The following is a 24,109-nucleotide window of genomic DNA, read 5'->3' on the forward strand; positions in this document are numbered from 1 at the left end:
CTGCGAGTGTGACGCGAGTCGCGGTGCCGACAAAATAGGGGTGTGACCCCTGACGAGCAGACCCGCCTGGTTTCCGGTCGCTACCGGCTGCGCTCGGTGCTCGGCACGGGCTCGATGGGCACGGTGTGGTCGGCCTACGACGAGTTCCTGCACCGGCCGGTCGCCGTCAAGGAGGTGCGGCTGCCGCCCGGCGTCGACGAGTCGCAGGCCGCCGAGCTGCGGGAACGCACGTTGCGCGAGGCTCGGGCCATCGCCGTGCTGTCGCATCCGAACGTGATCATCCTGCACGACGTCGCCCGCGAGGACGGCGAGCCGTTCGTCGTGATGGAGTTGCTGCCCTCACACAGCCTGGCCGCGCTGCTGCGGGACAACGGCACGCTGGACATCGACCAGGCCGCCGCCGTCGCCGACGCCGTGGCCGCCGCGCTGGAGGCCGCGCACGCCGCCGGGATCACCCACCGTGACGTCAAGCCGGGCAACGTGCTGGTCGCGGCGGACGGCCGGATCAAGCTGACCGACTTCGGCATCGCCCGCAACGTCTCCGAGGTGACGCTGACCAGGACCGGGATGATGCTGGGCTCCCCCGCCTACATCGCGCCGGAGGTCGCCTCCGGTGGCGAGGTGTCGCACGCGGCCGACCTGTGGGGCCTCGGCGCGACGCTGTTCGCCGCCGTGGAGGGGGCGCCGCCGTACGACGTCAACGGCGACCCGCTACAGACCGTCACCGAGGTCGTGCACGGGGAGGTGCCGCGGCCCAGCCCGGGCCCGCTCGCGCCGATCATCTCCGGGCTGATGGCCAAGGAGCCCGCCGAGCGGCTGTCGCTGGCGCAGGTGCGGCAGCGGCTGTACCCGCTGCTCAGCAAGCCCCGGAACACCCTGTTCGACCCGGCGATGTTCAGCACACCCGCCAAGCCGCCGGAGCGGGGCCAGCCCGACGCGGGCGCCACCCAGGTCATCCCGGCCCCCGCCGCCGCACCACCCGCGGCGCAGGCCCCGCCGGCTCAGTCGCAGGGCGCGCTGGCCGCCGACCCGGGACCGCTGCCGTTCGGCGGCCACGCCCCGGCTCCCGCCGCCGCACCGGCACCTGCCGGGCGCGGCGCGGCCGCCGGGGTGGGCCTGGCGCTGCTGGCGGTGCTGCTGTTCCTGGCCGCCGCCGCGGGCGGATTCGTGCTGACCAGGGTCGTGTCGGCCAGCCCGCTGGCCCCGCCGGACACCGAACCAGCGCCGGCGCCGACCGCTCCGCCGCTGCGCCCGCTCGTCGAGCGCGACGGGGACGCCACCAACGTCCGCGGCATGTCCGGCGGGCTGTTCACCCTCAAGGTGCCCGAGGACTGGGTCCGGTTCAGCACCCAGCGCAACACCATGCCGTTGCTGCCGCCCAGCACGCTGGTGCGGTTCGTCTCCGCCGACGGCAGGCAGGTGGCCGCCGTCGAGCGGTTCGCCGGGTTCGGCGGCGGCACCGGCCCGGAGGAGTACGCGGCGCTGCTGCGGCAGTCGTGGCCGCAGGGCGTGCTGACGGTCGCCGACTCCACGCCGCTGACCGACGGCCGCAACGGGATGACGCTGACCTACCACACGGTCGAGCGGAACCCCGACTCCCCGGACCGCCCTGCCGCGCGGACGACGTTCGCGCAGGTGTTCACCCACGGCGGCAGCCTGTGGGTGGTGAGTGTGGCCGTCCCGACCGACCAGGAGGTCACCGCGCGCACCGAGCTGTTCGACCAGATCGTCCCCACCTTCCGCACCACTGCGTAGTTGGTCCTCGCTCCGCTCGGACGCGGTCGGGCCCTTCAGTCGGCGTCTTCCCTCCTCGCCGTCGGCCGCTGAGCGGCCTTGGGGCTCGTCAGTCCAGACGCCGACGGCCCGACCGGTGCGGGTCCAGCCCACCACCGGGTTAACGAGCGTTACGCTCCACCGCATGACTGAGAGCGCGGGCGGCCAGTTCGAGGCAGCCGGCGACGCCGCGAAGGTGATCGCCGAACGGACCGGTGTGGACAAGCACGACATCGCGGTGGTGCTCGGCTCGGGCTGGCGGCCTGCCGCCGACGTCATCGGCGAACCGGCCGCGGAGATCCCGCTGGCCGACCTGCCCGGCTTCGCCGCGCCGAGCGCGGTGGGGCATGGCGGCACCGTCCGGTCGGTCGAGGTCGGCGGCAAGCGCGCGCTGATCCTGCTGGGCCGCACTCACCTGTACGAGAACAAGGGCATCGCCCCGGTGGTGCACAACGTGCGTACCGCGGCGGCGGCCGGTGCCCGTACGGTCCTGCTCACCAACGCGGCAGGTGGCCTGCGCGACGGCTTCACGGTCGGCCAGCCGGTGCTGATCTCCGACCACCTGAACATGACGGCGACCTCGCCGATCACCGGCGCGAACTTCGTCGACCTCGTCGACCTGTACTCCGACCGCCTGCGCGGGATCGCCCGGGAGATCGAGCCGGACCTGGCCGAGGGCGTCTACGCCGGGCTACCCGGCCCGCACTTCGAGACACCGGCCGAGATCCGCATGCTGCGCACGCTCGGCGCGGACCTGGTCGGCATGTCGACCGTGCTGGAAGCCATCGCGGCACGGGCGGCCGGTCTCGAGGTCTTCGGGCTGTCGCTGGTGACGAACCTGGCCGCCGGGATCACCGGCGAACCGCTCAACCACGAAGAGGTGCTCGAGGCCGGCCGCGCCGCCGCGGTGCGCATGGGCACGTTGCTGCGCGAGCTGGTCAGCCGGGCTTGACCACCCGCGTGGCGACCTCGGCGGGCGAGGGCATCTCGGCGATCTCGCCTGCGATCCGGCCGGCGACCTGCCGGTAGCCCGGCTCGTCGAGCAGCCGCCGCGCCGTCTCGGCCACGGCGTCGGCGCCGAACGCCTCACCCAGCAGCTGTTCGCCGCCACCCGCCTCGGTGACCACCCCGGCGTGGATGAACTGGTCGGCCCCCTGCGGCAGGAACAGCTGCGGCACGCCCGCGCCCAGGCTGCCCAGCGTCGTCCCCGCGCCACCGTGGTGCACGACCAGGTCGACGCGGGGCAGCAGCTGGTCCTGCGGAACCCAGGACTCGACCGTGACGCGGTCGCCGAGGCCGGTCAGCTCACCGGCGTCCACCGACGGCCCGGCCGAGACGAGCACGTCGACGTCCAGCTCGCTCAGCCCGGCGACGGCGGTCCGCAGCACCTCCGCCGAACCGAACGCGGTGCCCATCGTCAGGTACACCAGCGGCCGGGTGCGCTCGCCCTCGGCGACCGCGGGAAGCGGACCCGGCTTGCTGAACGGCACCGGCCGCAGCGGGATCCGGAGGTCGGCCTCCTCGGCGAGGAACCGCTTGCCCTGCAAGGACTCCGGGTAGATGTCGAGGTAGCGGTCGCCGAACCCGCGACCGCCGGGCAGCTCGACGCCGAACTCGGCGGCGGTCCGCTGGATCACCTCGGCGCCCTGGACGTCGAAGTCGTCGTCACCGACCCGGCCGAACCCGTGGGCGATGCTGGGGATTCCGGCGCGCTTGGCGGCGATCATCGCGCCGAGGTTGCCCGCCTCCCACACGACCAGGTCCGGAGCACGCTCGGCCAGCACCGGTTCGAGGTCGGCCACGAAGCGGCGCGGCAGGACGTCGGCGAAGGCGGTGACGATGAGCCGCACCAGCTCCTCCGGCGAGCGCTCCGCCTTCGGGTCCGGATCGACGCCCAGTTGCTCGGCCGCCGTCGGCGCGCCGACGTCGAGGCCGATCCCCGCCTCGATCGGTGTCATCCCCAGTGAAGTGATCGTGTCGTGGTTGTCCGAGCCGGTGGCGAACAGCAGCTCGTGACCGTTGTCCCTGAGCGCTGCCGCCAGCGGCAGCAGCGGGAAGAAATGTCCGGTGTGTACCAGACTCGAGAAGAGTATTCGCACTGGTTCGAGCGTAGGCAGAATCCGCTCGCGCTGCCAGCTACCGGAACAGGCACTCGCCGACCCGGCGGTCGAGGGTGTCCCAGGGCCTGCTGGACAGCCACGGCTGCCGGTACCGCTCGGCCTCCGTCCGCAACCACTGCCCGTACAGGTGGTTCATCCGCACCACGCCGCGCCGTTCGGGCGGGCTCAGGGCCAGGAACCGTGAACTGCCCGGCCGGGTCGCGAGTGTCGTCCACAGCGCCTGTTCCCCGGGCTCGATCACGTAGACCACGCGGCAGTCGCTGTGCGCGTACCGGTGCAGTAGGTCCGGCTGGATGCCTTCCCCCTCGATGATCGTGGAGCGACCGAGCGCGCTGAGCCGGTCGAGTTCGGTGGCCAGCGTGGCTTGGAGCCGGGCCGTCGAGGCCAGCAACGCCTCCAGGAGTTCGGCGTCCGGGCGCAGCCAGCTGTGTCCGGGACTCGCCGTGAGGTCGTGGGTGCGCAGATCGTCGACGTGAACCACCTCGCCGACACCGTGTCTGGCGGCGAGCCGCTCCGCCACGGTCGTCTTGCCGACGCTGGAGCTGCCACCGATCGCATATACCGTCATCGGCGCCGATGATCTCGTGTGTGGCTACTGTGACCGGGTGAGCCTCACCGCCGAACTACGTGACCGGGCCTTCCGGTGGATCGCCGACGACGTCGACCCGGACAGCCGCGCCGAACTGCAGCAGGTGCTGGCCAGGGCGATGAGCCAGGACCCCGCCGCGCTGGCCGAACTGGAGGACCGCATGGGCGGCCCGCTGGAGTTCGGCACCGCGGGACTGCGCGGCCCGGTGCGTGCCGGGCCGAACGGCATGAACACCGCCGTCGTGGTCCGGACCACCGCCGGTGTCGCCGCCTGGCTGGCGTCGCGGGGCAAGGCCGGTGGCGTGGTCGTCGTCGGCAGGGACGCCCGGCACGGGTCGGCGGAGTTCGCCACGGCGGCGGCCGAGGTGCTCACCGCGGCCGGGTTCGACACCAGGGTGCTGCCCGGGCCGTTGCCGACGCCGGTGCTGGCCTTCGCGGTACGCGAGCTGTCCGCGGTGGCGGGCATCCAGATCACGGCATCGCACAATCCGCCCGCCGACAACGGTTACAAGCTCTACGACGACACCGGCGCCCAGATCGTCCCGCCGGCGGACAGCCTGATCGAGAAGGCGATCGCCGCCGCGCCCGGGGCGGTGTCCGTTCCCCGCGCGCCAGGGGCAACCGTGCTCGGTGACAAGGTCGTCGACGGTTACCTGGCCAGGGTGGCGGCACTGCCCCGGGGCACCGCCCGTGAGCTGCGGGTGGTGGCGACGGCGCTGCACGGCGTCGGCGCGGAGACGCTGGCCGCCGCCCTGCGGGCCGCCGGGTTCGCCGAACCGGAACTGGTGGCCGCGCAGCGCGAGCCCGACCCGGACTTCCCTACCGTGGCGTTCCCCAACCCCGAGGAACCCGGGGCGACCGACCTGTTGCTGGAGCTGGCCGAGAAGTCCGGCGCGGACCTGGCCGTCGCGCTCGACCCGGACGCCGACCGGTGCGCGCTCGGCGTACGCGACCGGGACGGGTGGCGGATGCTGCGCGGTGACGAGACCGGTGTCCTGCTCGGCGAGCACATTTTGTCCACTGTGGACAGTGCAGATCCCTTGGTGGCGACGACGATCGTCTCGTCGTCGATGCTGGGTGAGATCGCGGCGGCACATGGCGCGCGCTACACCGAGACGCTCACCGGCTTCAAGTGGCTGGCGCGTGCGGGCGAGGGTCTGGTGTTCGCCTACGAGGAGGCGCTGGGCCTGTGCGTCAACCCGGACTTCGTCAGGGACAAGGACGGCATCGCCGCCGCGGTGCTCGCCTGCGACCTCGCCGCGACGCTGAAGGAACGCGGTGGATCGCTGCCCGCTTCGCTGGACGAGCTGGCCGTGCGGCACGGCGTCCACCTGACCGACCAGGTGTCGCTGCGGGTGTCGGAGCTGGGCACGATCGGCAGGCTGATGTCGCGGCTGCGTGCCGAGCCGCCCGCCGAGCTGGCCGGGACGGCGGTGACCGTCACCGACCTGCTGCCCGAGGCGGACGTGCTGCGGCTGACCGGTGACGGGCTGCGCGTCGTCGTGCGCCCGTCCGGGACCGAGCCGAAGCTGAAGGCGTACCTGCAGGTGACCGAGCCGGTGGCCGCCGAGCTGGCCGACGCGCGGCAGCGGGCCGCCGGGCGGCTGGCGGGGCTACGCGGCGCCGTCGAGGCGCTGCTGAAGGAGGACACGTGATCCGCGAGGACTTCCTCGCCGCGGCGCGGGCCGCGGGCGAGCTGCTGCGCGACCCGGCCGTCGCCGCCCGCTGGGACGAGCCGAGCGCGCTGGCGGACTTCACCGTCGGCGGGCTGGCCGAGCACCTGGCGTTCCAGGTGCTCGCGCTGCCGGACCTGCTGGACAGCCCGACGCCCGCCGAGCCCACCGTGCCGGTCCTCGGCCACTACGAGCGGGCGGAGTGGATCGACGCCGACCTGGACGCCGAGTTCAACGTCAACATCCGGCGCGGCGGCGAGCAGCAGGCGGCCGAGGGACACGCCGCGATGGTGGCCCGGTTCGACGCCGCGCTGGCGACCATGGCGGAGCGATTGCCGGAGGCGGACAACCGGCCGATGCGGCTGCCGTTCTGGGGGCCGTGGTCGTTGCTGCTGGAGGATCTGCTGCTGACCAGGCTGATGGAGCTGGCGGTGCACTCGGACGACCTGGCGGTCAGCGTCGGCGTGGCGACACCGGAGCTGCCGGACAGCGCGTCCGAGCGGGTCATCGACCTGCTGTCCCGGCTGGCGGTGCGGCGGCACGGCCCGACCAGCGTGCTGCGGGCGCTGTCGCGGGCCGAGCGCGCGCCCGGCACGATCGCGGCGTTCTGATGCCCACGCTGCTGATCGTGCACCACACGCCGTCGCCGTCGACTCAGGCGATGTTCGAGGCGGTGCTGTCCGGTGCGACCACCGACGAGATCACCGGCGTCGACGTGGTGCGCAGGCCCGCGCTCGGCGCGACCGTGCCCGACGTGCTGGCCGCGGACGGGTTCCTGCTGGGCACGCCGGCGAACCTCGGGTACATGTCGGGGGCGCTCAAGCACTTCTTCGACACGGTGTACTACCCGTGCCTGGACTCCACCCGCGGGCGGCCGTTCGGGGTGTTCGTGCACGGCGGCAGCGACGTGTCGGGCACCCTGCGCGGGATCGCGTCGATCACCACCGGGCTGGGCTGGCAGCAGGCCGCCGAGCCGGTGACGGTCACCGGCGAGCCCACCGCGGCCGACCGGGAGGCCTGCTGGGAGCTGGGCGCCACCCTGGCGGCCACCCTCGAGAACCGGCTTTAGCCCGCTGAAGCCGCCCTCCCCGCCCTGCCCGGCGAAGTCCCCGAGCACGTGAAGGCCACCTTCACCACGTGAGACGTAATGAAGGTGGCCTTCACGAGCTTGGGACGGGCGGTGTCTCGCTATCTGGAACCGCCACGCCGGACGGTGGGACCAGGCGGGCGGGAACGGACAACTCGCGGGTCCGGAACGGATAACTCGCGGGTCCGGAACGGATAACTCGCGGGTCCGGAACGGACGACTCGCGCGTGAGAACGGACGACTCGCGCGAACGGACCGTTCACCCAGGTGACCGGCGCACTACGTGAGAACCGGCGTCCACATCGTGAGTTCTGCGCTCACGCACGCGAGTTCTGCGTTCCGGAACACGAGTTCTGCGCTCGGGACCCACCCACCTCGCCCTGCCGGACACCCGGCTTCGCGGGAGAGGCCGAGTCCCTAGATGACGAACGCGTGGTGGATGCGCACCGGGTGCTTCGGCAGGCCGTCCTCCTTGCCGTCGGCGATGCCGGCGGCGACGATGCGGTCCAGCGTGTCCATGCCGAGCACGACCTTGCCGAAGATGCTGTAGTTCGGCGGGATGTTCGCGTGCGAGTGCACGACGAAGAACTGGCTGCCGTTGGTGCCCGGCCCCTGGTTGCCCATGGCGACCGTGCCCCGCGGGTAGGTCTCCTTGCCGGTCACCTCGTCGGCGAAGCGGTAGCCGGGGCCGCCCTTCTCCACCTCGTAGATGTCACCGCACTGCAGCACGCCCAGCCGCGCCGAGTTGGTCAGCCGGAAGCACTGGGTGTGGTTGTAGAACCGGCTGCGGACCAGGTGGGCGAAGTTGTGCGCCGCGCACGGCGCCACCGACCGGTCCAGCTGGACGGCGACCGGGCCGTAGTTGGTCAGCAGCACCGACAGCGCCGTGCCGCGCGTCGGCGCGGTGGGCCGCGGCGGCTTCACCGGCTTGGCGGCCGGGAGGTCCGGCGTGGGGATGAACTCGCAGCGCACCGTCGGCGGCGCGGGGGCGGGCGCGGCGGAAGCCACTGCGGGCGCGAACCCGGCGACGGCGAGAACGGACACAGCCACGGCTGCCACTCGGCGTGCGAACATGCGCGAAACCTAGCGCGAAGCGACGGTCCCGTCGAGGATCGCGGCGACCTCCTTCGCCTTCAGCAGGAACCCGGCGTGGCTGGCGTGCACCGTGTGCACGGTGAACGGGTTGTCCGGGGTGAGCCGGTCGGCGTCGGCGATCAGGCGGTCCTGCAGCTCGATCGGCAGCGACCGATCCCCGGTGAGCCGGACGAACGTGTGCGGCACGGTGCCCCACCGGTCGGCGTGCACGGTGGCGTCGCCCAGCATGACCTGCATCGACTCGTCGGGCTGCATGATGTTGAGGAACGCCAGCCACTGCCCGTCGCCCGCCTCGGCCATCGTGGCTTCCTTGAGCGCGGCGATCAGGTCCTTGTCGGCCGTGCGGTAGTTGGCCCTGCCCGCGCCGATGGCCTCGGGGTCGCCGACGGCGAGCCCGCCGAGCCCCGGCAGCAGGCTGCCAGCGAACTCCGGCTCCCCCATGTACGCGACCGGATTCGGCCGGGTCACGCAGCACCACGCCGAGACGTAGACGACGTGGGCGACCAGTTCCGGCACGGTGTCGGCGACCTTGCTCGCCGTCACCCCGCCGAGGCTGGACGCCACCAGCACGACCGGCCCGTGCGCGGACAGCGCGCGCACCTCCTCGACGACCTGGCGCACGTTGTCCTCGAGCGTCACGCCCGCCAGCCGGGACGGTTCGGCGCCGAACGCGGCCAGGTCCTGCGGGGCCTGGTAGTGCGGTGAGTAGTCCGCGTCGAAGCCGTGGCCGGGCAGGTCCACCGCGTAGCTGCGGTGGCCGAGCAGCGCCAGCTCGCGCTGCACCGGGGCCCACATGAACGAGCTGGTGCCGGAGCCGTGCACCAGGACGAAGGTCGGTTGTCCAGTCACGAGCGACCGTTCTACCAGGCACTTCACCACCGTGCGCAGCCGGATGGTCAGATCATCGGGATGCCATCGGTCTCCGCTACGCTGCGCGCCGCGCCGTGCCCGTCCCGGCGATCCGGGCGAGGAACTCGGCGTTGGTCTGGGTCTTGCGCAGGCCGTCGACCAGCGTGTCGGCGGCGTTGTCGCGGCCGGACAGCGCCCGGCGCAGCACCTTGGTCGCGGCCAGTTCGGCGGGGTCCAGCAGCAGTTCCTCCTTGCGCGTCCCGGACCGGGGCAGGTCGACGGCCGGGTGCACCCGGCGGGCGGCGACCTGCCGGTCCAGCCGCAGCTCGGCGTTGCCGGTGCCCTTGAACTCCTCGAAGATCAGGGTGTCGGCGGCCGAACCGGTCTCCACCAGCGCGGTGGCGACGATCGTGAGCGAGCCGCCGTTCTCGATGTTGCGTGCCGCGCCGAGGAACCGCTTGGGCGGCACGAGCGCGGACGCGTCGACGCCGCCGGACAGGATCCGCCCGGACGCGGGCGCGGCCAGGTTGTAGGCCCGCCCGAGCCGGGTGATCGAGTCCAGCAGCACCACGACGTCCTCGCCCAGCTCGACCAGCCGCTTGGCCCGTTCGACGGCCAGTTCGGCGACGGCGGTCTGGTCCCGGGCGGTGTGGTCGAAGGTCGCGGCCGCGACCTCGGCGGGAACGGTCCGGGCCAGGTCGGTGACCTCCTCGGGCCGCTCGCCGACGAGCACCAGCATCAGGTGGCACTCGGGGTGGTTCTTGGCGATGCCGTGCGCGATGGCCCGCAGCACGGACGTCTTACCGGCCTTGGGCGGCGCGAAGACCAGCGCGCGCTGACCCTTGCCGATCGGCATCAGCAGGTCGACCGCTCGCGCGGTCACCAGGTGCGGCTCGGACTCCAGCCGCAGCCGTTCGTCCGGATGCACCGGGACGAGGTCGGCCAGCGCGGGCCGGGACACGGCGTAGCGGGGATGCCTGCCGTTGACCGTGTCCACGCCGGTCAGCCCGGCGGGTCCGGCGGTGCCCGCCACGGCGTCGCCGCGGCGCAGCCCGTGTTCCCGGACGAGTCCACGTGGGACGGTGACGTCCCGCGGACCGGGCAGGTACCCGTCGGTCCGCAGGAGGGTGCGGTTGCCGGCGACGTCGAGGACGCCCGCCACCGCGAAGGTGTTGTCAGACATGGTGTTTTCTTTTCTGTGTCAGTTACGAAGGAGGGTGTGGCGAGAACTACGGCCACGACGAATCCGGCTCGGACCGGATTTTCTGGAGAACCACTCTCCGGGGGGCTGACCGCCCTCACCCAGGAGAGGAGACGCCTTCAGGCTACCGCAACTACCTCAGTCCGCGCCAGCGGGAATTACGCAGGCAGCCCGCGTTGGTCCAGCCGCGGTGGACCACCTCGGCCACCAGCGACGGCCGCACCCAGTACGCCGCTGCCGCCTGCCCCTCGGGCACCGAGTGGAACGGCGAGCGGTCGGTGGCCGCCTCGTTCAGCCTGCCGGTCAGCCAGGCCAGTTCCTCCGTGGAGAAGCCGGAACCGACGTTGCCGACGTAACGCAGCACGCCGCCCTCGCGCAGTCCCAGCAGCAGCGAGCCGAACGTGCCGGACCGCCTGCCCGAGCCGGGCCGCCAGCCGCCGACGACGACCTCCGCGATGTACACCCCGTCCACGGCCAGCCAGTCCGGCGAGGTCCTGCCCGGCCGGTACCGGCTGCCCAGCCGCCTGGCCACGACCCCGGCCAGTCCGCGGGAGTGCGCGACCCGCAGCGCGGTGGCAGGATCGCCGACGTAGTGCCCGCATACCCGCCAGTGCGCACCGGCGAGGTCCAGTCCGTCCAGCAGGGCCCTGCGCTCGGCGTAGGGCAGGTCCAGACAGGACAGTCCGTCCACATGCAACAGGTCGTGGACGAGGTAGACGGCGGGCCTGCCGCCGCGCGGGGTGACGATCTCCCCGTCCAGCAACACTTCCGCACCGGCGAGCCGCTCACCGAGCCCGCGTAGTTCCGGATAGCGCGCGGTGATGTCCTCGCCCGCGGCGTCACGCAGGACCAGCCAGCCGTCCTGCACCCTGGCGACGGCCCGCACCCCGCCGCCGGCCAGGCCGTAGGCCCACTGCTCGTCCTCGTCGACCTTCGGCAGCAGCCCGGGACGGGCCAGCATCGGCGGCACGAACACCGGCAGCGGACGCCAGCCGGCCGGCGCCGGGTCCACCCGGCGGACGATCCAGTGGCGGTCGCCCTCGCCGTGCACGTTGACGAACACGTACCGGCCACGGGCCCGCTCGCCGTGGAACGTGACCTCGACGCGGTCGTCGTTCCAGTGCCCGGCGGCGCAGCTGCCGCGGTCCCACTCGGTCACCGGCTCACCGGCGACCGGGTGATCGGTGCACACCGCGAGCCGGTTCACGCCGGGTTCACAGGGCAGGCCCAGCGGCACCGCGAAGGAGACCAGGTCGCCACCCCGGCGTACCCGGACGTCCCAGTGCGGCTGGCCGCCATGGTGTTGCTGGATCACGAAAACGCCGTCGTCACCGCGTATTTCTGGCAGGGCTTTCTCCCTTCCAGCGGGGGTCACCGCAGAGTAGCCGAACCGGTACGGGGTGAAACGCGGCCAACCAAGCGAACCCTGGCGTCCGATAGGCCTACGATGCACGCCATGAAGCCCCGTCGCCTGCTGTTCGCCGCGTTCGCGCTCGCCATCGGAGCCACCCTCGGCGCCTGTTCCTCCGACGAACCCGGCGCGCAACTGCCCGACGCCGCGACCCTGGTCAGCGAGTCGGCGACGGCCATGCGCGACGTCCGCAGCGCCCATTTCACCCTGCAGACCAACGGGACCGTCGCCGGCCTGAGCGTGCAGAGCCTGGAGGGCGACCTGACCAAGGACGGCGGCCCGTCCGGCAGCGCCAAGGGCACCGGCAAGCTGGAGCTGGGCGGTCAGCTGATCGAGGGCGAGTTCGTCCTCACCGGTGACACCCTCTACCTGAAGGGGCCGACCGGCGGTTTCCAGAAGATCCCGGCGATGCTGAGTTCCTCGGTCTACGACCCGTCGGCCGTGCTGGACCCGGAACGCGGCATCGCCAAGGTCATCGGCGGCGTGCAGGAGCCGAAGACCGAGGCCCGCGAGGACGTGGGCGGCGTCGCGGCGTACAAGGTCACCGGCAAGCTGCCGCAGGCCGCACTGACCGGTCTGCTGCCCGGCGTCCAGGGTGACACGGAGGCGACCTACTGGCTGCAGGCCGACGGCAAGCGCCTGCCGCTGAAGGCTTCCGTCAAGTTCCCGGACGGCGCCACGGTCGAGGTCACGCTGTCCGATGTGGACAAGCCGGTGACCGTCACGCCCCCGGCGTGAGCACCGTGCTGGGCGGCAGGCGCCGGGTGGCGCTGGCCGCGGGCGGCCTGGCCGTGCTGCTGGGCGCGCTGGACACCTACGTCGTCGTCGGCCTGCTCCGCGAGATCATCGACGACCTGCGGATCCCGGTGAACCGGCTGGAACGCGTCACCCCGATCATCACCGGCTACCTGCTCGGCTACGTCGCGGCCATGCCGTTGCTGGGACAGGCGTCGGACCGGTTCGGCCGCAAACCGCTGCTGCAACTGTGCCTGGGCGGGTTCCTCGCCGGGTCCGTGCTGACGGCGTTGTCGCCGGACCTGCCGCTGCTGGTCGCGGGCCGGGTCGTGCAGGGCATCGCCAGCGGCGCGCTGCTGCCGGTCACCATGGCGCTGGTCGCCGACCTGTGGGCGCAGCGGCGGCGGGCCGCCGTGCTGGGCACGGTCGGGGCGGCACAGGAACTGGGCAGCGTGCTGGGCCCGCTGTTCGGCATCGCGATCGCGGCGGCGGCCGGGTGGCGTGGCGTGTTCTGGGTGAACGTCCCGCTCGCGGCGGCGGCGATGGTCGCGGTCCAGTTCGCGTTGCCCCGGCACGAGCGCCCGGACCGTCTTTCGCGGGCTAAAGCCGACGTCACCGGCGCGGCGCTGCTCGCGGTGACGCTCGCGCTACTGGTGGTCGGGCTGTACAACCCGGAGCCGCGGGTGCGGGTGCTGCCGGAGTGGGGCGTGCCGTGCCTGGTGGCGGCGGCCGTCGTGCTGGTGGCGTTCGTGCTGTGGGAGCTGCGGGCACGCACGAAGCTGATCGACACCGGCGGCGTGCGCGGCCGGCCCTTCGGCGCGGCGCTGGGCACCAGCCTCGCCGCGGGCGCGGCGCTGATGGTGACGCTCGTCGACGTAGACCTGTTCGCCCAGACACTGCTCGGCCGCGACGACCGCGGCGCCGTGCTGTTGCTGCTGCGGTTCCTGGTGGCACTGCCGGTCGGCGCCCTGCTGGGCGGCTGGCTGTCCGCGCGGATCGGCGAACGCTGGGTGGCGGCAGGCGGCATGGTCGTCGCCGGCGCCGGGTTCCTGCTGATGTCGGCGTGGCCGATCGACGTCCTCGCCGCCACGCACCCGCTCGGCCTGCCCCGGCTGGACACCGACCTGGTGATCGTCGGCCTCGGGCTGGGACTGGTCATCGCGCCGCTGTCCTCGGCGGTGCTGCGGGTGGTCCCGGACACCCAGCACGGTGTGGCGAGCGCGGCACTGGTCGTGGCCAGGATGACCGGCATGCTGGTCGGTATCGCCGCGCTGTCGGCGTGGGGCCTGCACCGCTTCCACGAGCTGACCGGGTCGCTGAACGCCCCGATCAAGGTGCTCCACCCCAGCGCGGCGGAGTTCGAGACGGCGATGCGGGCCTACACCGGCGCGGTACGCGGGGCCATGCACACCCAGTACACCGAGATCTTCCTGCTCACCGCCTTCGTCTGCCTGGCCGGTGCGCTGGTCGCGCTGTTATTGCCGTCGCGGGCGACCGTTAGGCTTGAGGGGTCCGTACAGCCGAGCTAAGGAACGACCGTGCCCGAGTACCTGCCGACCGCCCCGTACCGGGGAACCAGGGACTTCCTCCCCGCGGAGATGTCCGTCCGGACGCAGGTGTTCGAGCATCTCTACCGGGTGATCGAGAGCTACGGGTACCAGCGCTACGACGGCCCGATCCTGGAGTCCGCCGAGATCTACGAGGCGAAGTCCGGGCAGGAGCTGGCCGACCAGCAGCTGTACACGCTCACCGACCGCGGCGGGCGGCGGCTGGCGCTGCGGCCGGAGATGACGCCGTCGGTGGCCAGGATGATCGCGGGCAACGCCGGATCGCTGCAGTTCCCGGTGCGCTGGTACAGCCACCCGAACTGCCACCGCTACGAGCGTCCGCAGCGCGGCCGGGTCCGCGAGCACTGGCAGATCAACGTCGACATCTTCGGTTCGGAGAGCGCGAACTGCGAGATCGAGCTGTTCGAGCTGGTCCACGACATCATGGGCGCGCTCGGCGCGACCGAGGACATGTTCGTGGTGCGCGCCAACGACCGGACGCTGCTGAGCAGCGCGCTGTCCGATGTGGTCGGTGTGACCGGCGAGCAGCTACTCCAGGTGTTCTCCCTGGTGGACCGCTGGGAGAAGTACGACCGCGAGAAGCTCGCCGCCGACGCCGCCGAGATCGGCCTGACCGACAAGCAGTTCGAGCGGCTCGGTGAGACGCTGACCGCGGGCACCGCGCTGCTCGACGAACTGCCCGCGGCGGTGCGCGAGGCGTCGCACCTGGTCGAGGTGCTCAACAGTGACGCGGGCAGGCTGGTGAAGTTCGATCCGATGATCGTGCGCGGCCTGGCGTACTACACCGGCACGGTGTTCGAGGTCTACGACACCTCGCCGGAGAACAACCGGGCGCTGTTCGGCGGTGGCCGGTACAGCGACCTGGCCGGGCTGTTCACGCCGAAGGAGATCCCCGGCATCGGGTTCGCGTTCGGCGACGTGACGCTGATCGACTTCCTCACCACGCACGACCTGCTGCCCAAGCCACGCAACGAGTTCGACGTCGCGGTGATCCCGGTGGTCGCCGAGCTGGGTGGTGCCGCCCGCTCGGTCGCGTCGGCCCTGCGCCGCGCCGGGCTGCGCACGTCGAGCCCGCTGGAGCACCGCAAGCTGGGCAAGGAGCTGACCAGGGCGGACAAGGCCGGCGCGAAGGTCGTGGTGATCGTCGGCCAGGAGGACTGGGACGCGGGCAACGTCACCGTGCGCAGCCTGGCCACCCGGGACCAGCGGACGGTGCCGGCGGCCGAGGCCGCCGACGCTGTCACCCGCCTGCTCACCGGCTCCCCGTAGCGCGCCAGGCACGTGAAGGCCACCTTCATTACGTCAGACGTGGTGAAGGTGGCCTTCACGTGCTCCGGGCTCGGCGTTACCGGCCGAGCAGCCGCAGGGCCGCCTCGGGGTAGCGCGTGCCGGCGACCTCGGTCACCGGCACCGCCGCCTCCACCTCGGCGATGTCCTCCCCGGACAGCTCGATGTCCGCCGCCGCGACGTTCTCCTCCAGGTAGGTACGCCGCTTGGTGCCCGGGATCGGCACGACGTCGGCGCCCCGCGAGTGCACCCAGGCCAGCGCGAGCTGGCCCGGCGTGATCCCCTTGCGGGCCGCCACCGTCCGGACCGCGTCGACCAGCGCCAGGTTGCGGTCGAAGTTCTCCTCGGCCAGCCGCGGCTGGGTGGTCAGCCGGAAGTCGTCGTCGCCGAAGTCCGACCGCGAGGTGAACCGCCCGGTCAGGAAGCCGCGGCCGAGCGGCGAGTACGGCACGATGCCGATGCCCAGCTCACGGCAGACCGGGACCACCTCGTCCTCGATCTCCCGCGACCACAGCGACCACTCCGTCTGCACGGCGGTGATCGGGTGCACCGCGTGCGCCCTGCGGATCGTCTCCGCACCCGCCTCGGACAACCCGAGGTGCCGCACCTTGCCCTGCTCGACGAGCTCGGCCATGGCGCCGACGGTCTCCTCGATCGGCGTGTTCGGGTCGACCCGGTGCTGGTAGTACAGGTCGACGTGGTCCACGCCCAGCCGCCGCAGCGACGCCTCCGCGGCCTGCCGCACGTAGGGTGCGTCGCCGCGGATCGTCCGGGCGTGCGGGTCGTCCGGGTCGCGGACGATGGCGAACTTGGTGGCCAGCACCACCCGGTCCCGCCGGTCGGCGATGGCCCGGCCGACCAGTTCCTCGTTGGCGCCCTCGCCGTACATGTCGGCGGTGTCCAGCAGGGTGACGCCGAGGTCGAGCGCGCGGTGGATGGTGGCGACCGACTCGGTGTCGTCGGCCGCGCCGTAGAACTCGCTCATCCCCATGCAGCCCAGGCCCTGCGCGCCGACTTCCAGCGTGCCCAGTGTGCGTGTCTTCACGCGGTCTTCCCCTCGAACTCCGGTTGTGACTCCATGTACTTACGTTCCAGCTGGTCGTAGTTGTCGATCTTGTAGTCCAGTACGTCGAGGCAGGCCGTCAGCTCCGCGATGCGCTCGGCGACCGACCGGCGCTGCTCGACCAGGATCGCCTTGCGGCGGCCGGCGCTGACGTTGCCGAGGCGGCGCAGCGAGGCGTACTCACGCATGAGCCGGATGGGCATGCCGGTGGTCCGCAGCTTGGTGAGGAACTCCAGCCAGGCCAGGTCGGTCTCGGAGTAGCTGCGCCGCCCCGCGGCGTCGCGGGCCGGCGGGTCCAGCAGCTTGATGCGCTCGTAGTAGCGCAGGGTGTCGATCGACAGGCCGCTCCGGCGTGCGGCTTCGGCTATCGAGTGGCTCATGACATCGACCGTACGACCTGGAGTGCGCTCCAGGTCAAACCCGAACTTAGGCTGTTCGCATGGCGCGCCCCCGTACCCACGACGAGGCCCTGCGGCTGCGGCTGCTCGACCGGGCGGGCGAGCTGCTGTCGGCGGAGGGCGCGAAGGCGCTGAGCCTGCGCAAGCTGGCGGCCGAGGTCGGCACCTCGACCACGGCCGTGTACTCGCTGTTCGGCAGCAAGCTCGACCTGGTCAACGCCCTGTTCGTGGAGGGCTTCCGGCGGTTCGGCGCCCGGATGGCCGGCGTCGAGACCACCGGTGACGTCGCCGAGGACCTGGTCCGGCTGGGCCTGGCCTACCGGGAGAGCGCGCTCGCCGACCCGCACCTGTACACGATCATGTTCACCCAGGCGGTGCCCGGGTTCGAGCCCGGCGACGACGCCGCCGAACTCGCGCTGGGCACCCTGCGGCCGTTGCGGGACCTGGTGACCGCCGGGATCGAGGCGGGGGTGTTCCGTGACGTCGACCCGGACGTCATGACGATGAGCGCCTGGGGACTGGCCCACGGCCTGGTGTCGCTGGAGGTGTCCGGGTCGCAGCCGGACACGTTCGACTTCGGCGGCGCCTACGAGACCGCGTTGCGCATGAACGTCCGCGGCTGGCTGGCCTGACCGGTCACACGGCGCCGTACTGGCGGTCGCCCGCGTCGCCGAGGCCGGGGACGATGAAGCCCGAGTCGTTCAGCCGCTCGTCGATGCTGGCCGTGACCACCCGCACCGGCAGGCCCGATTCCTCCAGGTGCCGGATGCCCTCCGGCGCGGCCAGCGCGCAGATGGCCGTCACGTCGGTGGCGCCGCGGCCGGTGAGCAGCCGGATCGTGTACTCCATCGACCCGCCGGTGGCCAGCATGGGGTCGAGCACCAGCACCGGCCGGTCGGCCAGCGACTCCGGCAGCGAGACCATGTACGGCGTCGGCTGCAGCGTCTCCTCGTCCCGGGCCAGGCCGACGAAGCCCATCTGGGCGTCCGGGATCAGCTTGTGTGCCTGGTCGGCCATGCCGAGCCCGGCCCGCAGCACCGGCACCAGCAGCGGCGGGTTGGCCAGGCGGTAGCCGTCGGTGCGGGCCACCGGCGTGTGGATGCGCTCGGTGCGTACCTCGGCGTCGCGGGTGGCCTCGTAGACCAGCATCACCGTCAGCTCGTGCAGGGCCGCGCGGAACGCGGCGCTGTCCGTGCGCGCGTCGCGCATCGTGGACAGGCGGGCCTTGGCCAGCGGGTGCTCGACAACCTGGACGTCCATGGTGGACAACTTATCCCGGAGTCGTCTGAAGGATGGAGTCCGCTGGGCGCGTCCCCGCGATAGGCTTCGCCGGGTGAGCGAGCTTCCCGAACCGTCCCAGATGCGGGCGTCCGACGCCGACCGTGAGCGCGTGGCGCAGATCCTGCACCAGGCCATGGGCGAGGGCCGGATCACGATGACCGAACTGGAGGAGCGGCTCGGCGACGTCTACGCCGCCAAGACGCTGGCCGACCTGCAGCCGACGGTGCAGGACCTGCCCGGCGCCACCGTGGTACCGGCGTCCCCGGCGTCGGCCGCGATCCAGCCGGCCACCCCGAGCACGGTGGCGAACCGGATCGGCGGCACGCCCGGCTCCACCAACTCGGTCGCGGTCATGTCCGGCGCCACCCGCAAGGGCAACTGGGTGCTGCCGCCGACGCACAACAGCTTCGCCTTCTGGGGCGGCGTCGAGATCGACCTGACCAGCGCGCGCTTCGCCGAGCGTCACTCCACGATCAACGCCGTGGCGATCATGGGCGGGGTCGACATCACCGTGCCCGACGACGTCGTGGTCGACGTCACCGGCATCGGGTTCATGGGTGCCTTCGAGTCCGTCGAGAAGGGCGAGCTGGCCGACGCCCCGCCCGACGCCCCGGTGGTCAAGGTGACCGGCTTCGCCTTCTGGGGCGCGGTTACCGTGCACCGCAAGCCCCGCAAACAGCCGAGGCAGCAGCTCGAGGGCTGAGCCGCTCGCCTAAGGCACAGCCCGGCACGTCAGCGCACGGCCTAGACTCGCTGGCATGACCGCTACGTCAACGGCGACGGACACCCCGCCGCTGCCCGCGCAGCTGGCCGACGCCACCCGCGACGACACCAGCCTGCGCCGTTTCCTGCACGGCCTGCCCGGCGTCGACCAGGTGGGTGTCGAGCAGCGGGCCGCCGGCCTGGCCACCCGCAGCATCAAGAAGGCGGCCAAGCTCTGGGCCATCGACACCGCCATCTCCATGGTCGACCTGACCACGCTGGAGGGCGCCGACACCCGCGGCAAGGTCCGCGCGCTGGCCGCCAAGGCCAAGCGGCCCGACCCGGAGCGCCCGGACACGCCGCGGGTGGCCGCCGTGTGCGTCTACCCCGACCTGGTCGCCACCGCCGTGGAGGCACTCCAGGGCACCGGCATCGGCGTGGCCAGCGTGGCCACCGCGTTTCCCTCCGGACGCTCCAGCCGGGAGATCAAGCTGGCCGACGTGGCGATGGCGGTCGAGGCCGGGGCCACCGAGGTGGACATGGTCATCGACCGCGGCGCGTTCCTGGAGGGCCGCTACGGCGCGGTCTTCGAGGAGATCCAGGTGATCAAACAGGCCTGCGGCGACGCACACCTCAAGGTCATCCTGGAGACCGGCGAGCTGGCCACCTACGACAACGTGCGCCGCGCCTCCTGGCTGGCGCTGCTGGCCGGCGGCGACTTCATCAAGACCTCCACCGGCAAGGTCTCCCCCGCCGCGACGCTGCCGGTCACCCACGTGATGCTGCAGGCCGTGCACGACTGGCACACCCGCACCGGGCAGCTGCGCGGCGTCAAGCCGGCCGGCGGCATCCGCACCACGAAGGACGCCATCCGCTACCTCGTCGCCGTGCACGAGGTAGCCGGCGAGCAGTGGCTGGACCCGGCGCTGTTCCGCTTCGGCGCGTCCAGCCTGCTCAACGACCTGCTGCTGCAGCGCCGCACCCAGACCGACGGCCACTACAGCGGCCCCGACTACGTGACGGTGGACTGATGCCAGTTTTCGAGTACGCGCCGGCGCCGGAGTCGCGCGACATCGCCAACCTCAAGCCGCACTACCGGCCGTTCATCGACGGCGAGTTCGCCGACGGCTCGGGCGAGCCGCTGAAGAGCATCAACCCGGCCACCGAGGAGGTCCTCGCCGAGGTCTCCACCGCTTCGGCGTCCGATGTGGACACCGCGGTGAAGGCCGCGCGCCGGGCCTACGACCGGGTGTGGCGCAAGATGCCGGGCGCCGAGCGCGCGAAGTACCTGTTCCGCATCGCCCGGCTGATCCAGGAACGCGCCCGTGAGCTGGCGGTGCTGGAGAGCCTGGACAACGGCAAGCCGATCAAGGAGTCCCGCGACGCCGACATCCCGACGGCGGCGGCGCACTTCTTCTACCACGCCGGCTGGGCCGACAAGCTCGACTACGCCGGTTACGGCCCCGACCCGAAGCCGCTGGGCGTCGCCGGCCAGATCATCCCGTGGAACTTCCCGCTGCTGATGCTGGCCTGGAAGATCGCCCCGGCCCTGGCCACCGGCAACACGGTCGTGCTCAAGCCGGCCGAGACCACGCCGCTGACCGCACTGGTGTTCGCCGAGATCTGCCAGCAGGCCGGCCTGCCCCCGGGAGTGGTCAACATCCTGCCGGGCGCGGGCGACATCGGCGCGGAGATCGTCAACCACGCGGGCATCGACAAGATCGCCTTCACCGGCTCGACCGACGTCGGCAAGCTGATCCAGCGCTCGGTGGCCGGAACGCCGAAGAAGCTGACGCTGGAGCTGGGCGGCAAGGCGGCCAACGTCGTGTTCGCCGACGCGCCGCTGGACCAGGCGGTCGAGGGCATCGTCAACGGCATCTTCTTCAACCAGGGCCACGTCTGCTGCGCGGGTTCCCGGCTGCTGGCCGAGGAGTCCATTGTGGACGAGCTGCTGGCGAAGCTGCGGTACCGGGTGTCCACGCTGCGCCTTGGCGACCCGCTGGACAAGAACACCGACATCGGCGCCATCAACTCGGCGGAGCAGCTGACCAAGATCCGTGAGCTGGTCGAGTCCGGCGACAGCGAGGGCGCCCAGCGCTGGACCAGCCCGTGCCCGGTGCCCGAGCGTGGTTTCTTCTTCGCCCCGACGGTGTTCTCCGACGTCCACCAGTCCATGCGCATCGCCCGCGAGGAGATCTTCGGCCCGGTGCTGTCGGTGCTGACGTTCCGCACCCCGGACGAGGCGGTGACCAAGGCGAACAACACGCCGTACGGCCTGTCCGCCGGAATCTGGACCGAGAAGGGCTCGCGCATCCTGTGGATGGCCAACCAGCTGCGGGCCGGCGTGGTGTGGGCCAACACGTTCAACCGCTTCGATCCCGCCGCGCCGTTCGGCGGCTACCAGGAGTCGGGTTTCGGCCGCGAGGGCGGACGGACCGGGCTGGAGGCCTACCTCGATGTCTGATCGTCTCGCTGTCGCCAAGACCTACAAGCTGTTCATCGGCGGGAAGTTCCCGCGCTCGGAGTCGGGTCGTTCCTACCCGGTCACCGACGCCAAGGGCGGCTTCCTCGCCAACGCCGCGCACGCGTCCCGCAAGGACGTCCGCGACGCCGTGGTGGCCGCGCGCAAGGCGTTCGGCGGCTGGTCGGCCGCCACCGCCTACAACCGCGGCCAGGTGCTGTTCCGGGTGGCCGAGGTGATGGAGGGCCGCCGCGAGCAGTTCGCCGCGGAGGTCGCCGCCTCCGAGGGCGTCTCGGCCAAGGCCGCGCAGTCGCTCGTGGACACCGCCGTCGACCGGTGGGTCTGGTACGCGGGCTGGACCGACAAGATCGCCACCGTCCTCGGCGCGGCGAACCCGGTGGCGGGGCCGTACTTCTCGTTCACCGTGCCCGAGCCGACCGGCGTGGTCGCGGTCCTCGCGCCGCAGCGCTCGTCGCTGCTCGGCCTGGTCAGCGTGCTCGCGCCGGTGCTGGCCGCCGGCAACACCGCGGTCGTGGTGACCAGCGCCGACCGCCCGCTTCCCGCCATCACGCTGTCCGAGGTCATGGCCACCTCCGACGTCCCTGGCGGGGTGGTCAACATCCTCACCGGCCGGGCCGCGGAGCTGGGCAGCTGGCTGGCCGCCCACGGCGACGTCAACGCGCTGGACCCGACGGGCGCGGCACCGGAGGACCGGGCCGGGCTGGCCCGCGAGGCCGCCGGCACCGTCAAGCGGGTCCTGTCGGTGCCGGAGGACGAGCCGTCCTGGACCGACCGGCCGGACATCGCGCGGCTACGCCGCTACCTGGAGCCGAAGACCGTCTGGCACCCGCTAGGCCAGTAGCTCCGCGCTGGTCACCGGGCTGCCGGGCAGCGGCGTGGCGCCCTCGGCCCGCAGGCTGTCCAGCATCAGCGCCAGGCTGCGGGCCGTCGACCGCTGCGCCAGCTCCGAATCCCGGAACGCGAGCTGGCGCAGCAGGGTCGAGAACATGATCGCGATGTCACCGGTGCCGACGTCGGCCCGCAGGGTGCCCTCGGCCTGCGCGGCGCGGACGATCTCGTCCAGGATCGCCAGCAGCTCGTCGCGGTAGCCGACCGTGCGCGGGTCCTCCTCCAGCACCCGCTGCGCGACCGGCGAGTGCATGGCCAGCTGGACGCTGAGCTTGACCTCGCGGCTGTAGTTGAGGAACCGGACGAGCGCGTCCCACGCCGTCGCCGCCTCCGCCAGCGCCTCCCTGCCGCCGACGCAGGCCGTGCCGAACGCCTCCTGCGCCACCTCCCGGATGAGCGCCTCGCGGTCCGGGAACCGGCGGTACAGCGTGCCAACCCCGACACCGGCGTGCCTGGCGATCTCCTCCATCGGGACCTCGGCCCCGTGCGAGGCGAACAGCACCCGCGCCGAGGCGAGGATCTGGTCGCGGTTACGGCGCGCGTCAGCCCGCAGGCTGGTGGGCTGCTCGACGGTCATGGCGAGCATTCTTACACCCCGACTTAGCGGAAGCCTTACTTCCGCTTGAACTCAGTCGAGGAGAACCGGCAGCGTGTCCACTCCGTAGACGATGGACACCTTGCGGTAGGTCAGCTCGTCCGGGTCGGTGGCCAGGCGGAGCTTCGGGAACCGTCGCACCAGGGCCGGGTAGGCCGCACGCAGCTCCATCCTGCCCAGCTCGGCGCCGATGCACCGGTGCACACCCCAGCCGAACGCCAGGTGCGGCGAGGTCTTGCGGGACGGGTCGAACGACTCCGCGTCCGCGCCGACCGACGCGTGCCGGTTGGCACCGGACAGCGACACCACCACGATGTCGCCCTTGCCGATCGTCACGCCGCCGACCTCGACCTCATGCCTGGCGAAGCGCGGGAACGCCACCTGCACCACGGTCAGGTACCGCAGCAGCTCCTCGACGAACGGGTTGATGGCCTTGTCGTCGTCGTGGATGCGCTGGAAGTGTTCCTGGTCACGCAGCAGCACGATGGCACCCAGCGCCAGCATGCTGGCGGTCGTCTCCAGCCCGCCGGTGAGCACACCGTCGGCCAGCCCCGCCAGCTCACGGTCGGAGACCTCGTCACCGTGTTCCTTGACGATCATGCCGAGCAGGCCGTCGCCGGGCTCCTCGCGCTGCTTCTTGACGATCTCCAGCAGGTAGGACAGCGATTCGGAGATCGCGCCGAGCGAAGCGGTCGCACCACCGAACAGGTCGAAGCGGGCCGTGCTCAGCCGCTGGAAGTCGTCGCGGTCCTCATAGGACACACCGAGCAGCTCGCAGATCGTCAGCGAAGGGATCGGCAGCGCGAAGTCCTGCATCAGGTCGACCGGGCCGGACTTGTTCGCCATCGAATCCAGTTGTTCGTTGACGATCTCGTTGATCCGCGGCGTCAGCCGGTTCAGCCTGCGCATGGTGAACTCGGGCGTCAGCAGGCCCCGCAGCCGCGTGTGCACCGGCGGGTCGGCGAACCCCAGCCCGCCCGGGTTCTGCTCGTCGGTGGCACCGGCCGTTCCGATGAGGTTCGTGAAATCGTTACTGAACGCGTCGGCGGCCCCCAGGACCGCCTTCGCCTCGTCGTACCCCGTGACCAGCCAGGCCTTCATCCCGAACGGCAGCGGGATCTCGCTGACCGGCTCGCTCTCCCGCACGCGCCGCAGTTCGTCCACCGGGTCGAGCCCGTCCCGCTTCAGCGGCAGCAGCGCCGAGTCCGGGAGGAACGACATGTTGGAGAGGTCGAACCCCTTCTTCTGCGTCCGCGCGATGTACCGGCGACCCAGCCACCTGGAGATATAGGAGCGTAGGTTCCTCACTCTGC

The 24,109-nt window shown here is 72.0% G+C and carries 24 protein-coding genes; 13 read left to right on the top strand and 11 right to left on the bottom strand.

All coding sequences use genetic code 11. The features are described from left to right. Positions 1-42 precede the first annotated feature (42 nt). Together EWH70_RS17715 and EWH70_RS17720 are read left to right on the top strand one after the other, a co-directional pair. Positions 43-1,755: a serine/threonine-protein kinase gene (locus tag EWH70_RS17715; RefSeq protein ID WP_276320563.1), complete on the top strand. Its 1,713-nt coding sequence runs from the start codon at positions 43-45 to the stop codon at positions 1,753-1,755. 163 nt (positions 1,756-1,918) lie between these two features. Then, on the top strand, positions 1,919-2,725 hold the full coding sequence (locus EWH70_RS17720; protein WP_130476520.1) for a purine-nucleoside phosphorylase: 807 nt from the start codon (positions 1,919-1,921) through the stop codon (positions 2,723-2,725). Here the strand turns inward: EWH70_RS17720 and EWH70_RS17725 are convergent. Continuing rightward, positions 2,712-3,872 carry a glycosyltransferase gene (locus EWH70_RS17725; protein WP_130476521.1) on the bottom strand — a complete coding sequence of 387 codons (1,161 nt, stop codon included), beginning with the start codon at positions 3,870-3,872 and terminating at the stop codon, positions 2,712-2,714. The two genes, EWH70_RS17720 and EWH70_RS17725, sit on opposite strands and share 14 nt — an antisense overlap. A 37-nt stretch (positions 3,873-3,909) precedes the next feature. After that, a complete protein-coding gene (locus EWH70_RS17730; RefSeq protein ID WP_130476522.1) occupies positions 3,910-4,461 on the bottom strand; it encodes a hypothetical protein in 552 nt (183 codons plus the stop codon). Between the two features lie 37 nt (positions 4,462-4,498). Here EWH70_RS17730 and EWH70_RS17735 point away from each other — a divergent pair, with 37 nt between their 5' ends. The 3 genes from EWH70_RS17735 to EWH70_RS17745 are packed head-to-tail and all read left to right on the top strand — an operon-like array spanning position 4,499 to position 7,223. Next, positions 4,499-6,136: a phospho-sugar mutase gene (locus tag EWH70_RS17735; protein ID WP_130476523.1), complete on the top strand. Its 1,638-nt coding sequence runs from the start codon at positions 4,499-4,501 to the stop codon at positions 6,134-6,136. Continuing rightward, on the top strand, positions 6,133-6,765 hold the full coding sequence (locus tag EWH70_RS17740; protein ID WP_130476524.1) for a maleylpyruvate isomerase N-terminal domain-containing protein: 633 nt from the start codon (positions 6,133-6,135) through the stop codon (positions 6,763-6,765). The genes EWH70_RS17735 and EWH70_RS17740 overlap by 4 nt, the downstream gene beginning before the upstream one ends. Continuing rightward, entirely contained in the window at positions 6,765-7,223 is a 459-nt protein-coding gene (locus EWH70_RS17745) for a flavodoxin family protein (RefSeq protein WP_130476525.1), read from the top strand. The genes EWH70_RS17740 and EWH70_RS17745 overlap by 1 nt, the downstream gene beginning before the upstream one ends. Positions 7,224-7,658: 435 nt before the next feature. Here EWH70_RS17745 and EWH70_RS17750 read toward each other — a convergent pair whose 3' ends face one another. The 4 genes from EWH70_RS17750 to EWH70_RS17765 all read right to left on the bottom strand — a co-directional run bounded on the left by EWH70_RS17750 (position 7,659) and on the right by EWH70_RS17765 (position 11,701). Continuing rightward, positions 7,659-8,315 (bottom strand): peptidylprolyl isomerase, encoded by a 657-nt coding sequence (locus EWH70_RS17750; protein ID WP_130476526.1) that lies wholly within the window; start codon positions 8,313-8,315, stop codon positions 7,659-7,661. Positions 8,316-8,324: 9 nt separating this feature from the next. Continuing rightward, positions 8,325-9,185 carry an alpha/beta fold hydrolase gene (locus EWH70_RS17755; protein ID WP_240687038.1) on the bottom strand — a complete coding sequence of 287 codons (861 nt, stop codon included), beginning with the start codon at positions 9,183-9,185 and terminating at the stop codon, positions 8,325-8,327. A gap of 76 nt (positions 9,186-9,261) precedes the next feature. Beyond that, on the bottom strand, positions 9,262-10,368 hold the full coding sequence (gene rho, locus EWH70_RS17760) for a transcription termination factor Rho (protein ID WP_130476527.1): 1,107 nt from the start codon (positions 10,366-10,368) through the stop codon (positions 9,262-9,264). A 151-nt stretch (positions 10,369-10,519) separates the two neighbouring features. Further along, positions 10,520-11,701 carry an ATP dependent DNA ligase gene (locus EWH70_RS17765; protein ID WP_240687039.1) on the bottom strand — a complete coding sequence of 394 codons (1,182 nt, stop codon included), beginning with the start codon at positions 11,699-11,701 and terminating at the stop codon, positions 10,520-10,522. A 141-nt stretch (positions 11,702-11,842) separates the two neighbouring features. On the opposite strand from EWH70_RS17765, the gene EWH70_RS17770 reads away from it, so the two are divergent. From EWH70_RS17770 to hisS, 3 genes are read left to right on the top strand one after another with little or no spacing between them, the layout of a single operon-like run. After that, complete coding sequence (locus EWH70_RS17770; protein ID WP_130476529.1) at positions 11,843-12,535, top strand: LppX_LprAFG lipoprotein; 693 nt, start codon at positions 11,843-11,845, stop codon at positions 12,533-12,535. Continuing rightward, complete coding sequence (locus tag EWH70_RS17775; protein WP_130476530.1) at positions 12,532-14,061, top strand: MFS transporter; 1,530 nt, start codon at positions 12,532-12,534, stop codon at positions 14,059-14,061. Before EWH70_RS17770 ends, EWH70_RS17775 begins: the two co-directional genes overlap by 4 nt. A gap of 9 nt (positions 14,062-14,070) precedes the next feature. Next, entirely contained in the window at positions 14,071-15,369 is a 1,299-nt protein-coding gene (gene hisS / locus EWH70_RS17780) for a histidine--tRNA ligase (RefSeq protein ID WP_130476531.1), read from the top strand. A 76-nt stretch (positions 15,370-15,445) separates the two neighbouring features. On the opposite strand, the gene EWH70_RS17785 is transcribed toward hisS, so the two are convergent. Together EWH70_RS17785 and EWH70_RS17790 are read right to left on the bottom strand one after the other, a co-directional pair. Then, positions 15,446-16,378, bottom strand: coding sequence for an aldo/keto reductase (locus EWH70_RS17785; protein WP_130476634.1), 933 nt, complete (start codon positions 16,376-16,378; stop codon positions 15,446-15,448). 50 nt (positions 16,379-16,428) lie between these two features. Next, entirely contained in the window at positions 16,429-16,830 is a 402-nt protein-coding gene (locus tag EWH70_RS17790) for a MerR family transcriptional regulator (protein ID WP_130476532.1), read from the bottom strand. 59 nt (positions 16,831-16,889) lie between these two features. Between EWH70_RS17790 and EWH70_RS17795 the strand changes: the two genes are divergently transcribed. Beyond that, on the top strand, positions 16,890-17,480 hold the full coding sequence (locus EWH70_RS17795; RefSeq protein WP_130476533.1) for a TetR/AcrR family transcriptional regulator: 591 nt from the start codon (positions 16,890-16,892) through the stop codon (positions 17,478-17,480). Between the two features lie 4 nt (positions 17,481-17,484). Here the strand turns inward: EWH70_RS17795 and upp are convergent, their stop codons facing one another. After that, positions 17,485-18,108, bottom strand: a complete 624-nt coding sequence (upp, locus tag EWH70_RS17800) for a uracil phosphoribosyltransferase (RefSeq protein ID WP_130476534.1) — start codon at positions 18,106-18,108, stop codon at positions 17,485-17,487. Positions 18,109-18,208: 100 nt separating this feature from the next. On the opposite strand from upp, the gene EWH70_RS17805 reads away from it, so the two are divergent. The 4 genes from EWH70_RS17805 to EWH70_RS17820 are packed head-to-tail and all read left to right on the top strand — an operon-like array spanning position 18,209 to position 22,154. After that, positions 18,209-18,832 (top strand): DUF1707 SHOCT-like domain-containing protein, encoded by a 624-nt coding sequence (locus tag EWH70_RS17805; RefSeq protein WP_130476635.1) that lies wholly within the window; start codon positions 18,209-18,211, stop codon positions 18,830-18,832. A gap of 55 nt (positions 18,833-18,887) precedes the next feature. Next, positions 18,888-19,862 carry a deoxyribose-phosphate aldolase gene (gene deoC, locus EWH70_RS17810; protein WP_130476535.1) on the top strand — a complete coding sequence of 325 codons (975 nt, stop codon included), beginning with the start codon at positions 18,888-18,890 and terminating at the stop codon, positions 19,860-19,862. After that, the gene (locus EWH70_RS17815) at positions 19,862-21,295 is read left to right on the top strand and encodes an aldehyde dehydrogenase family protein (protein ID WP_130476536.1); all 1,434 of its coding nucleotides are present in this window, start codon (positions 19,862-19,864) and stop codon (positions 21,293-21,295) included. The genes deoC and EWH70_RS17815 overlap by 1 nt, the downstream gene beginning before the upstream one ends. Continuing rightward, positions 21,288-22,154: an aldehyde dehydrogenase family protein gene (locus tag EWH70_RS17820; protein ID WP_130476537.1), complete on the top strand. Its 867-nt coding sequence runs from the start codon at positions 21,288-21,290 to the stop codon at positions 22,152-22,154. The genes EWH70_RS17815 and EWH70_RS17820 overlap by 8 nt, the downstream gene beginning before the upstream one ends. Here EWH70_RS17820 and EWH70_RS17825 read toward each other — a convergent pair. Together EWH70_RS17825 and EWH70_RS17830 are read right to left on the bottom strand one after the other, a co-directional pair. Next, complete coding sequence (locus tag EWH70_RS17825) at positions 22,143-22,778, bottom strand: TetR/AcrR family transcriptional regulator (protein WP_130476636.1); 636 nt, start codon at positions 22,776-22,778, stop codon at positions 22,143-22,145. The two genes, EWH70_RS17820 and EWH70_RS17825, sit on opposite strands and share 12 nt — an antisense overlap. A gap of 51 nt (positions 22,779-22,829) precedes the next feature. After that, the gene (locus tag EWH70_RS17830; RefSeq protein WP_240687050.1) at positions 22,830-24,083 is read right to left on the bottom strand and encodes a cytochrome P450; all 1,254 of its coding nucleotides are present in this window, start codon (positions 24,081-24,083) and stop codon (positions 22,830-22,832) included. Positions 24,084-24,109: the final 26 nt, after the last annotated feature.

This window comes from Amycolatopsis suaedae (assembly GCF_004214935.1).
GTDB lineage: Bacteria > Actinomycetota > Actinomycetes > Mycobacteriales > Pseudonocardiaceae > Amycolatopsis > Amycolatopsis suaedae.

Bases quoted from the DNA above. Each gene is read 5' to 3' on its own strand.
- EWH70_RS17720 (WP_130476520.1), top strand. From the start codon at position 1,919: ATGACTGAGAGCGCGGGCGGCCAGTTCGAGGCAGCCGGCGACGCCGCG.
- EWH70_RS17730 (WP_130476522.1), bottom strand. From the start codon at position 4,461: ATGACGGTATATGCGATCGGTGGCAGCTCCAGCGTCGGCAAGACGACC.
- EWH70_RS17745 (WP_130476525.1), top strand. From the start codon at position 6,765: ATGCCCACGCTGCTGATCGTGCACCACACGCCGTCGCCGTCGACTCAG.
- EWH70_RS17750 (WP_130476526.1), bottom strand. From the start codon at position 8,315: ATGTTCGCACGCCGAGTGGCAGCCGTGGCTGTGTCCGTTCTCGCCGTC.
- rho (WP_130476527.1), bottom strand. From the start codon at position 10,368: ATGTCTGACAACACCTTCGCGGTGGCGGGCGTCCTCGACGTCGCCGGC.
- EWH70_RS17770 (WP_130476529.1), top strand. From the start codon at position 11,843: ATGAAGCCCCGTCGCCTGCTGTTCGCCGCGTTCGCGCTCGCCATCGGA.
- EWH70_RS17785 (WP_130476634.1), bottom strand. From the start codon at position 16,378: ATGGGGATGAGCGAGTTCTACGGCGCGGCCGACGACACCGAGTCGGTC.
- EWH70_RS17790 (WP_130476532.1), bottom strand. From the start codon at position 16,830: ATGAGCCACTCGATAGCCGAAGCCGCACGCCGGAGCGGCCTGTCGATC.
- EWH70_RS17795 (WP_130476533.1), top strand. From the start codon at position 16,890: ATGGCGCGCCCCCGTACCCACGACGAGGCCCTGCGGCTGCGGCTGCTC.
- upp (WP_130476534.1), bottom strand. From the start codon at position 18,108: ATGGACGTCCAGGTTGTCGAGCACCCGCTGGCCAAGGCCCGCCTGTCC.
- EWH70_RS17805 (WP_130476635.1), top strand. From the start codon at position 18,209: ATGCGGGCGTCCGACGCCGACCGTGAGCGCGTGGCGCAGATCCTGCAC.
- deoC (WP_130476535.1), top strand. From the start codon at position 18,888: ATGACCGCTACGTCAACGGCGACGGACACCCCGCCGCTGCCCGCGCAG.
- EWH70_RS17815 (WP_130476536.1), top strand. From the start codon at position 19,862: ATGCCAGTTTTCGAGTACGCGCCGGCGCCGGAGTCGCGCGACATCGCC.
- EWH70_RS17820 (WP_130476537.1), top strand. From the start codon at position 21,288: ATGTCTGATCGTCTCGCTGTCGCCAAGACCTACAAGCTGTTCATCGGC.
- EWH70_RS17825 (WP_130476636.1), bottom strand. From the start codon at position 22,778: ATGACCGTCGAGCAGCCCACCAGCCTGCGGGCTGACGCGCGCCGTAAC.